Annotated in this window: 9 protein-coding genes; 4 read left to right on the forward strand and 5 right to left on the reverse strand. The window is 48.5% G+C overall.

The window, feature by feature from the left end:
- Positions 1-653: 653 nt before the first annotated feature.
- Genes EJV45_RS08625 through EJV45_RS08635 form a run of 3 tightly spaced genes read left to right on the forward strand, consistent with a single transcriptional unit; the run spans position 654 to position 3,258 of the window.
- Entirely contained in the window at positions 654-2,084 is a 1,431-nt protein-coding gene (locus EJV45_RS08625) for a PAS domain S-box protein (RefSeq protein WP_129715276.1), read from the forward strand.
- A 10-nt stretch (positions 2,085-2,094) separates the two neighbouring features.
- Positions 2,095-2,502: a response regulator gene (locus EJV45_RS08630; RefSeq protein WP_129715277.1), complete on the forward strand. Its 408-nt coding sequence runs from the start codon at positions 2,095-2,097 to the stop codon at positions 2,500-2,502.
- A gap of 39 nt (positions 2,503-2,541) precedes the next feature.
- A complete protein-coding gene (locus tag EJV45_RS08635) occupies positions 2,542-3,258 on the forward strand; it encodes a ferritin-like domain-containing protein (protein ID WP_370291266.1) in 717 nt (238 codons plus the stop codon).
- Between the two features lie 40 nt (positions 3,259-3,298).
- Here EJV45_RS08635 and EJV45_RS08640 read toward each other — a convergent pair whose 3' ends face one another.
- The gene (locus tag EJV45_RS08640) at positions 3,299-3,739 is read right to left on the reverse strand and encodes a hypothetical protein (protein WP_129715278.1); all 441 of its coding nucleotides are present in this window, start codon (positions 3,737-3,739) and stop codon (positions 3,299-3,301) included.
- 309 nt (positions 3,740-4,048) lie between these two features.
- Between EJV45_RS08640 and EJV45_RS08645 the strand changes: the two genes are divergently transcribed.
- Entirely contained in the window at positions 4,049-4,432 is a 384-nt protein-coding gene (locus EJV45_RS08645; RefSeq protein ID WP_129715279.1) for a group III truncated hemoglobin, read from the forward strand.
- Between the two features lie 35 nt (positions 4,433-4,467).
- On the opposite strand, the gene xylA is transcribed toward EJV45_RS08645, so the two are convergent.
- The 4 genes from xylA to EJV45_RS08665 all read right to left on the reverse strand — a co-directional run bounded on the left by xylA (position 4,468) and on the right by EJV45_RS08665 (position 9,019).
- Positions 4,468-5,799 (reverse strand): xylose isomerase, encoded by a 1,332-nt coding sequence (gene xylA / locus EJV45_RS08650; protein WP_129715280.1) that lies wholly within the window; start codon positions 5,797-5,799, stop codon positions 4,468-4,470.
- A 9-nt stretch (positions 5,800-5,808) separates the two neighbouring features.
- Positions 5,809-7,323 carry a xylulokinase gene (locus EJV45_RS08655; protein ID WP_370291268.1) on the reverse strand — a complete coding sequence of 505 codons (1,515 nt, stop codon included), beginning with the start codon at positions 7,321-7,323 and terminating at the stop codon, positions 5,809-5,811.
- A gap of 131 nt (positions 7,324-7,454) precedes the next feature.
- On the reverse strand, positions 7,455-8,276 hold the full coding sequence (locus EJV45_RS08660) for an inorganic diphosphatase (RefSeq protein WP_165305017.1): 822 nt from the start codon (positions 8,274-8,276) through the stop codon (positions 7,455-7,457).
- A gap of 218 nt (positions 8,277-8,494) precedes the next feature.
- Positions 8,495-9,019, reverse strand: a complete 525-nt coding sequence (locus EJV45_RS08665) for a DUF4142 domain-containing protein (RefSeq protein ID WP_129715282.1) — start codon at positions 9,017-9,019, stop codon at positions 8,495-8,497.
- Positions 9,020-9,676 lie beyond the last annotated feature (657 nt).

A 9,676-nucleotide genomic window follows, 5' to 3' on the forward strand; every position in this document is an offset into this window, starting at 1 on the left:
TTGCCGGCATATAAGCCTGCTATAGCTTCCTTTTTGAAGCTTTCAAAGTCAAAGTCTTCTTGTGTTGCCATTGTTTATGTCGATAGTTTAAAGTTACACTATTGACACAGTTCAGGAAACACCCTCAAGACCGTCCGTCTACCAGTCAATACGAGTAACCGGTCGAGGGGTTTCTGCGCCTCGTCTCAGGACTCATATCTCATATCTATGCAATTGCACCCTGTCTAAATACGAACTACGAATACCTTTATACTATTAATGCCTAACCCCTCACTCGCCCTAACCAGCTGAAGGGGTTTCTGCACCACGTCTCAGGACTCATCTCTCATATCTCAAATCTAAAGAAATCCCTTGGCTTCATTCCAGACCGCGATTCCCCCACGGGTCATTCAGAGCGTAGCGAAGAATCTGATTTGTGATCCCGAGTTAGATCCTTTCCCGACTCCATCGGGACAGGCTTGCGCTACGCTGGTGTCCGGGATGACAGATTCCTCAATCCCGATCATCTGAAAGAAAAAAACACAATTCTGACTTAATAATCTTACCTTTGGAAACCATTTCCCACCCTATTGACATTGTTCCTGAATTTTTGATGCTTTTTCAAGGCAGGAACATGTGCAACCCCGAAAATCGTATTGAATCTGTATTAACGTATGCATACCAGACTGGAACTCTATCAATTGGTTGCTCCACTTGCCCGATTAGGCATATGGGAAAGGAATCTCATTACCGGCGAGATCCACTGGAACAGCATTATCAGTCAGATACTTGAAGTTGAGGAAGGCTTTAAACCTCAGCTTGAAGAATCGCTGCGTTTTTATAAACATCCTGAACGTGTGCGCCGGTTAATAGACGAAGTGATGAAAAGCGGTGAGCCCCGCAACACGGAAGAGGAGCTGCTTACGGCACGCGGCAATGCAAGGCATGTACAACTGCACATCGGTGCATACCTGGAGAATGGAAAATGCATCAAAATCTATGGCACACTGCGCGATATTACCGACGACATAAGCTTTAAACGCCGTTACGAAGAGCGTGAAACGCGCTTTTTCCAGGCTTTCACCCACGCCCCAATAGGCATGGCGCTGGTATCGCTCAAAGGCGACTGGATCCGGGCAAATCAAAGCCTGTGTGCACTTATGGGATACAGCGAAGCCGAACTGATGCAGCGTACCTTTCAGGACCTTACCCACCCTGACGATCTCGAATCAGACCTTGCCCAGGTTAAGGAGCTGATCGAGCAGAAAAAGGACTGGTACGAAATGGAGAAGCGGTACTTCAACAAGGAGGGCCAGATGATCTGGGCACTGCTGAAGGTTTCTGCTGTCAGGGATCATGCTGGACAACCGTTGTACTTCATTTCGCAGGTGAAAGATATCACAGAGCGCAAGAAAAACATGGAGATCATCAAAAATCAAAATGAACGCCTGCTGAATTTTGCGCACATCGTATCACATAACCTGCGATCGCACACCGGAAATATCAAAATGCTTGCAGATATGGTGGTAGATGAACAGGATGCGGCAGAGAAAGAAGCGCTGCTGAATATGTTAAGCCAGAATGCGGGCAACCTGCTTGACACCCTATCTCATTTAAACGAAGTTATAAAAATAAATGACGGCGGCTTCTCCAATCGCCGGCCGCTGTATCTCAGAAAGGAAACAGATCGAGTGCTCGATATCCTTTCAGCCTCGATTCGCCAGGCCGACGCGGAAGTATCGGTTGCTATTGATCCCGACTTACTGATTTCGCTCAATCCTGCCTACCTGGAAAGTATCCTTGTCAACCTGATCAGCAACAGCATCCGGTACAGGCATACCGAACGCCGGCTGCTGATTGGCATCAAAGCAACATTGGCCGGGGGTAAGCTGACACTGAACGTCAGCGACAACGGAAGCGGCATTGACCTGAAGCTGCATGGACGAAAAATTTTCGGCATGTACAAGACATTCCACGGAAACGACGATGCGCGGGGCATGGGGCTCTTCCTGGTTAAAAACCAGGTTGAAGTGATGAATGGAAAAATCTTTGTTGACAGTACGCCCGGACAGGGCAGTACATTTACCGTAGAATTTACGATCTGATTAAAAAATTATGCGCTTAGACATCGCCTGTATTATTGACGACGACCCTATTTTTACCTACCTGTTGTCAAAAAAAATGAACCTCCTTTCTTTCAGCGATACGCTGCTTGTTTTCAAAAACGGACTGGAAGCGCTCAAATATCTTCACCCTATTCTTGAATCGCCGGAGATCCTGCCATCAGTGATCCTGCTCGACCTCAATATGCCTGTGCTCGATGGCTGGCAGTTCCTGGATGAGTTTACAAAGTTCAAGATCGACAAAAAGATCACTGTTTACATAGTTAGTTCATCGATTGATGAGGCCGACCATGAACGCGCCAGAAGTTATAAAGAAGTCTCGCATTTCTACATTAAACCGATAACAGAGAAAGACTTGCTCGGCATGCTGGCCGACGTAACCGAGCAGCACGGTAAATAACAAAAGCCCAGCGGTAAATGCGCAGCAAACTTTTTGTTGATGAGTTGGTTACACATCAAACCACTAACCATCAGCATTATGGCAACAGCAACAAAGACCTCTGCAAAAACGATTGCGAAGGCACCAAAGGCACAGCCTGTAAACAGCGGTAAAACCCCAGCTGCAAAAGCGGTTCTGGCTTCTGCCAAAAGCGCCGGTACAGCATCAGCAGGCAAGACTGCAGCTGCAAAAGCAAAAAAATCGCCTGCCGCAGCTGCAGCAATAACGACGGAGTTTGATTCATTTCTCATTGATGAGCTAAAAGACATTTACTGGGCGGAAAAACACCTGGTAAAGGCGCTTCCGAAAATGAGAAAAGCGGCAACAAGCAGCCAGCTTGCTATGGCTTTTGAGAAGCACACGGCTGATACCGAGCAACATATCAAACTTATTGAACAGGCTTTTGAATTGCTGGGCAAAAAAGCACAGGCAAAGAAATGTGAAGCCATGGCCGGCTTGATTGCAGAAGCACAGGGAATTATTGAAGATACCGAATCCGGAACGCTGATCCGCGATGCGGGCCTGATTCTGGCCGCACAGAAAGTTGAGCATTACGAAATTGCAACCTATGGTACGCTGCGAACCCTCGCAAGTCATGGCGGCAAAACCGAGGTTGCAGCGCTGCTGGAACAGATCCTGAGGAATGAAAAGGAAACCGACGCCGCGCTGACGCAGGTAGCCGAATCATTTGTCAACGAACAGGCTGCTCAGGAATAATTGCTAAAAGAGCCGGGACTGGGTTCCGGCTCTTTTCGAATTAGTAATTGTCATCGTCTTCATCATCTGTGCCCCGGCGCTCTGTGAGACCGTTTCCATCCGGAAGGTCATCGTCGTCGTCGTCAATACTTCCCGAACCGAGTTCATCATCTTCGAGGTCTGTATCAGCATCCAGATCATCATCGTCTGACAAGTCGTCGTCAAGATCACTGTCCAAATCATCATCTTCGTTCACACCGTCGCCTGAGAGATCGTTATCATCTCCGTCCTGAAGACCGTCGCCATTTGGATCGATGTCAAGGTCATTCCCATAACCACCTGCTGATGAAGTTGCGGCCTGATCGGTTTCATCAAGGTCGTGTTCCTCCTGCTGCTGTTCGCCTGAACGAAGCGGTCCGTCCATGGCCATTGAAGAGTTGCCACTTTGATTTTCATTCCCGCCGGCAGCGAATATTTCATGTTGTTTTTCCTGATTTTCCATGGTTGATTGATTTGAGGCTACCTGAACTGATAGCCATCTTAGAAACCGGAGAGGATACCGAAAAGTTTATAAGCACAAAAAAACAGGTATCTCAATCCTTCCCTGCGCGTATTCGGGCATGGTTCGGTTGGGTTTGCCTATAGAACCAAAGATCTGACGATATGACCGGTCTGATGTAATTAATTATTGTTTTTGAAAAAACGCCACTGACCACATCCTGCGCAGCAAAAACTTTCCTGACATCTGTATGTCAATAGCCCGATAACCGTATCCTGTTTTGAAGTAAATTTGCTATTATCGCAGCAGGAGATGAGAGATATCGAAAACATTGATGACATCCGGACCCTTGTAGACACATTTTATGGAAGGGTTCAGCAGGACGATCTTATCGGCCCCATCTTCAATGGAAAAATTTCCGACTGGTCTGTACATCTCGCTAAAATGTACCGTTTCTGGCAGACCGTTTTGCTCGACGAATACACGTATACGGGCCGGCCGTTTCCACCGCACGCCAACCTGCCCGTTGATCAGGCACACTTTGACCGCTGGCTGGGCCTATGGTCAGACACCGTAAACGGACTCTTTTCGGGCGCAAAAGCCCGGGAAGCGCTCTGGCGGGCTGAAAAAATGGCCGTTATGTTTCTATCAAAAATTGATTATTACCGTGACCGGGGCAGTATCCCCCTTATCTGATTTTGTGGCTGACCGCGGGTCGAAGCTGTACGGCATCAGACAAATCTGTTGATCAGGTTCTCCAGGTATTCCTGTCTGCCGCTTATAGCCTGCGGCTCGCCGTTCTGAGCAGCCAGGTCGCGTAAATCTTCAAGTGTCAGCCTACCTGCTTCGAACTCTGCCCCCTTTCCCGAGTCAAAAGACGCGTAACGCTCGCTGCGTATTTTAAGGAATTCTGATTCGTTCAAAATGCGGTCAGCGGCGATCAGGGCGCGGGCAAAAAGATCCATGGCCCCGATATGTGCATAAAAAAGATCGGCCGGATCGGTTGAATTGCGCCTGATCTTCGCATCGAAGTTCACACCGCCTCCCTGCAGTCCGCCCGCCTCGAGAATGATCAGCATGATTTCCGTTAATTCGTTCAGATTATTCGGAAACTGATCCGTATCCCATCCATTTTGCATGTCACCGCGATTCGCGTCAATCGAGCCGAGAAGGCCATTGTCTGCAGCAACCTGCAGTTCATGCTGGAAGGTGTGCCCCGCAAGGGTAGCATGATTCACCTCCAGGTTAAGTTTGAAATCACCGGTGAGGTCATAGTTCCTCAGAAAATCAACTACTGTAGCCGCATCATAATCATATTGATGTTTGGTTGGTTCACATGGTTTGGGCTCTATAAAAAAGGTTCCTGTAAACCCCTGTTTGCGTGCGTAATCTTTTGCCATGTGCAGGAATCTGGCGAGGTGTTCCTGTTCCCGCTTCATATTTGTATTCAGAAGAGACATGTAACCTTCCCGCCCGCCCCAGAACACATAGTTTTCACCACCGAGTTCTATGGTAGCATCAATTGCCGCCTTAACCTGCGCCGCGGCATGTGTAAGCACGCTGAAATCGGGATTTGTTGCCGCGCCATTCATGTAACGCCTGTGACTAAAAAGATTAGCGGTACCCCAAAGCAGCCTGATACCGCTTGTATCCTGTTTCTGCCGGGCATAGTCTACCATGATCTTCAGGCGTTTTTCATTCTCTGCCACGTTATCCGTAAAGTCAATCAGATCAACATCATGAAAACAATAATACGGCAGCTGCATTTTAGTCATAAATTCAAATGCTGCATCCATCTTATCGGCTGCCCTGCCTTCCGCATCGCGTTTTTCATCCCAGGGGAAAATATGGGTAGCCGCTCCAAACGGGTCAGACCCGTTGCCATTGAAAGTGTGCCAGTAGGCGCAGGCAAACTTGAAATGCTGCTTCATGGTTTTATCAGCCACTACCCGCTCCGGTTCATACCAGCGAAAAGCGAGTGGATTATCGCTTTGCGGACCTTCATAACTTACCTGACCGATGCCTTTAAAAAATTCTCTGTTACCTGTAACAATGCTTGCCATATGATTTATTTATAAGGTTGATTCGATTTCATTCTCCAGAATAGCTTTCCATTGCTGATAAAGCGGTTCATAACCTGCATGAACCTGGGGGTCCAGCGTGCAAAGCGGCTCAATCCCGGCAAATGCATCCTCTTCAGAAGAATAGAGACCGGCGCCAATGGCTGCACCTATCGCTGCACCTACACTGCCATCATTTGCGAAAAGTTCGACGGGTACCCCGGTTACATCGACAAAGGTCTGCGCAAACAATTTACTTTGAAAGAGGTTGGCATGGCCTGCACGAATCACTGCTGGCTTTAATCCGCTGGCTTTCATGATATCAAGACCATAACGAAACGCGAAAACGATGCCCTCATGGACAGCACGAAAAATCTCTTTTTGCCCATGAAGATTCAGATCAATTCCTGACAGCCTGGCCCCGGTTGAGCGATTTCCCAGCATGCGTTCCGCACCGTTTCCAAAAGGAAAAACATATAAACCCCGGCTGCCCGCCGCCGCTGTTGCTGCAATCCGGTTTAATTCTGAATAGGCCGTACCGGGCGCAAAATTATCCCTTGCCCAGCGGTACATACTGCCCGTACCATTGATGCAGAGCAGCACCCCGGTCCGGATCTGATCCTGCCGGTGGTTAACATGTGCAAACGTATTGATCCTGGAAAGCGGATCGGTACTCAACTGATCGCTAACGCCATAGATAACGCCCGAGGTACCCGCAGTGGCTGCGACTGCCCCGGGTTTCATAACATTCAACGATAAGGCATTATTTGGTTGGTCACCAGACTTATATGATACCGGAATGCCCGCCCTGAGCCCCAGTAAATCTGCTACACCAGCGTCCAGCAAGCCGTGTTCGGAAAACACCGGCCTGATTTCAGGCAACACATCCCCGTCAAAACCAAAATAGCGCATAACCGGTTCTGAAACGGTTCCGGTTTTAAAATCCCAGAAAATTCCTTCAGACAATCCGGGAACTGTTGTCGTGCAGGCTCCGGTTAGTTTCATCGCAATGAAATCGCCGGGAAGCATCATTTTATTAGCGGCCGCATACACTTGCGGTTCATTGCGCTTTACCCATGCGAATTTCGACGCGGTGAAATTACCTGGCGAGTTAAGCAGGTGATGATGCTGGTATGCGCTGCCCAGGGCAGACAGAGCTTCGTCTCCGATTTGAACGGCACGGCTATCGCACCAGATGATGCTATCGCGCAGCACCTGTTGCCGAGAATCTACCAGGACAAGACCGTGCATCTGATAAGAGATTCCGATTGCCGCAATTGCGCTTGCATCGATCTTGCGCGCATTTACTGTGCGCCTGATTGCCTGTTGCGTATATCTCCACCAATCTTCAGGATCCTGCTCCGCCCAGCCCGGCTGCAGCGACTTTAACGGGGCTTCTATATCTGGAAACTGGGCATTGCATACGCATTTGCGGCTTTCGAGTTCAACGATAGCTACTTTTACAGATGATGTTCCGAGATCGATTCCGAGAGAATACATGAGCATATCCTGATTCAAAGCGGTCATAGCCGCAGTGTTACCTCAAGATAACGTTAAGTTTTGAAATCCGGAAAGTTATAGCAATAATGACGGGCAGACACATGCAGATGTTGCCGAGTTCAGGCATCAGTATAAAGAAACGGAAACTGCTAACGGTATCAGATCTTTTGAATCTTGCTAACCAGAATTAGAATCTCATCCTGCTTAAAGCGACGCTGCAATCTGCTTTTGAGTTTGGTCCAGTAAATTTCATCAGGCAGGCTGGTCATGACTTCATAGATGACCATCTCGTCTTCTACCGTCTCCTCCCGGTCCTTCCAAAGCCCGGTTGCCGGTGCGCGGGCGTACAATGTAACACCGCCAAACCGTTCTTTCAGCTCTTCATTAAGCTCATTATAGAGTTTGGATGGAAACGGATTGCCCCCTGTGTCTTTTGCGGGCACAAACATCTGGATCAGGGAGTCTTTCAGCTGAGAAGTGCGGGCAGAGTCAATAAGTTTATGCGCAGCCGCGGCAGATAGCTGCTCAAGCGGCTTAAACTCCTTTCCTGCCTGCTCGTTGTAATTGATAAAAAACCGCGTGATCTGATCAAGCAAATGAGCCGGCAGCTCTGCAAGCTCGTATACAGCTGCATATTCTGCGGAGACGATCGGAACGGCGATGATCCGGTCATTTCGCATGTTATCCCCATTACGTTCCCGTTGCCGGGCCTTCAGTGCGCCGACAACGCGGCAATCAAGCATACAGCCAGGAAAAGTGCTGACTTCAGATATGACCAGAACGTCGACAGGATCACCGTCGCCGCCGATGGTTCCTGGTATAAAGCCAAAGTCAAAGGGAAAAACCAGTCCCGCAGGCATCATCTTTTTCAGTTTCATCGTACCCAGCATGGGATCGAAGTCAAACTTGCAGTTACTTCCCCCGGGGGTTTCAATCATAACGGTGATTTCGTTACCGGACTTCTTCGTTTTGGCTGGCATGGACGCTGATGGTTTCCAATGTGAACAGCCGAGGTGTTTAATTGGTTTAAAACTACTGAGCATCTCAGCGGCAGCCGGGTTAAGATCGTCATGATCGGGTGCTAAAGGCGGATCACGCCTATGCAAAAAAAAGCACGGCAGCAACCTTTGGGTGCGTACCGTGCCGTTCAGGTTGACCCTTTCCGGGGCCCGCCATCAGCCTGCGTGCATTTGTATTGTTACCGCTGTACCTGCCCTCTCAGCGTTGTCGCATGGTCGAGGTGCATTCTTAGCGCGGGTAATTTATTTCCGGCAAAATTCCGTAAATCCTGGTCGGCGACACCATCGTTATCATCGCTCGCACGATCAAAAAGATCGATTGCCTCACGGTGAGATAGTACCATCATATCCATGAATTTTTTATCAAATTCAGCACCGTTCAGCGCCGAAAGAGAGTCTACTTTCGCCTGATGTTTTTGAAGCAGGGCCGTCGGCATCATCCATCCCTTTTGTTGCACCAGCGTGGTCATCTCCTGCCCGACTGCGCTATGATCAGATACCATATGTGCACCAAATGCTTTGACATCGGCGTTGCTTGCACGTGCAGATGCAAGTGCTCCGGCCTGGATTTCAAACTGGTTGCTGCTCGAACCCTCCGTAACGAATGTCTGATTGTCCATATACCGGTTGTCATTGTCCTTATCTTTACAGGACGTGGCTGCGGCACAGGCGGCAACCAGGAAGAGAAAAGCTATCTTTTTCATGTTTTTCAAGGTGTTTCTTTGTTTTGCATTTTTAATTACTTGTAGCTCCCGCTACGATTGTATTTGAAACGGAACTACTGCTGGTCGACCGTATAAATTAACCCTGGCTGTCAAACTAAAGTTTCGCTGAAAAGTACCCCATCTGCCTGCGGTTCTTACCCTTTTAGATTGGGTATTTGGCATCTTTGATTCAGGAGAAACCAATGAGAGAAAAGACCGGTATGAGTTTAAAGTTTAAAGTGGAAAGTTTAAAGTCTGGGCGCCTAACCCCTCAATGTCCGCTAGCCGAACCAGGAGCCATGAATCCATAAAGTATTAAGTTGCAGGTATTAGGTTGTAAGCTTGGGCGGAGAGCCCCTCAAACGCCATAACCGGCCGGGGGATTTTTGCACCCTGTCTAAATACGAAATACGAATATCTATATACTTCTCCAGGTCTCAAATCTCACATCGCCATAATTCACTGCCCAGTGTTGTCCGGGGAAAGTTTTGCGAAAGCGTATAGTTCTTTGGTTTTCAATAGATGTGAAACTATGGTATCGAACCGCTCACCGCCGCGGGGGCTCCTTCTTTTTCTTGGAAAAGAAGCACCTGAGGCATAGCCGAAAGCGTTCGTACCTCTGAAAACAACATACAAGAGACGAACAAACCGCTCCGG

Source organism: Pedobacter sp. SYP-B3415, from assembly GCF_004138205.1.
Taxonomy (GTDB): Bacteria; Bacteroidota; Bacteroidia; order Sphingobacteriales; family Sphingobacteriaceae; genus Pedobacter.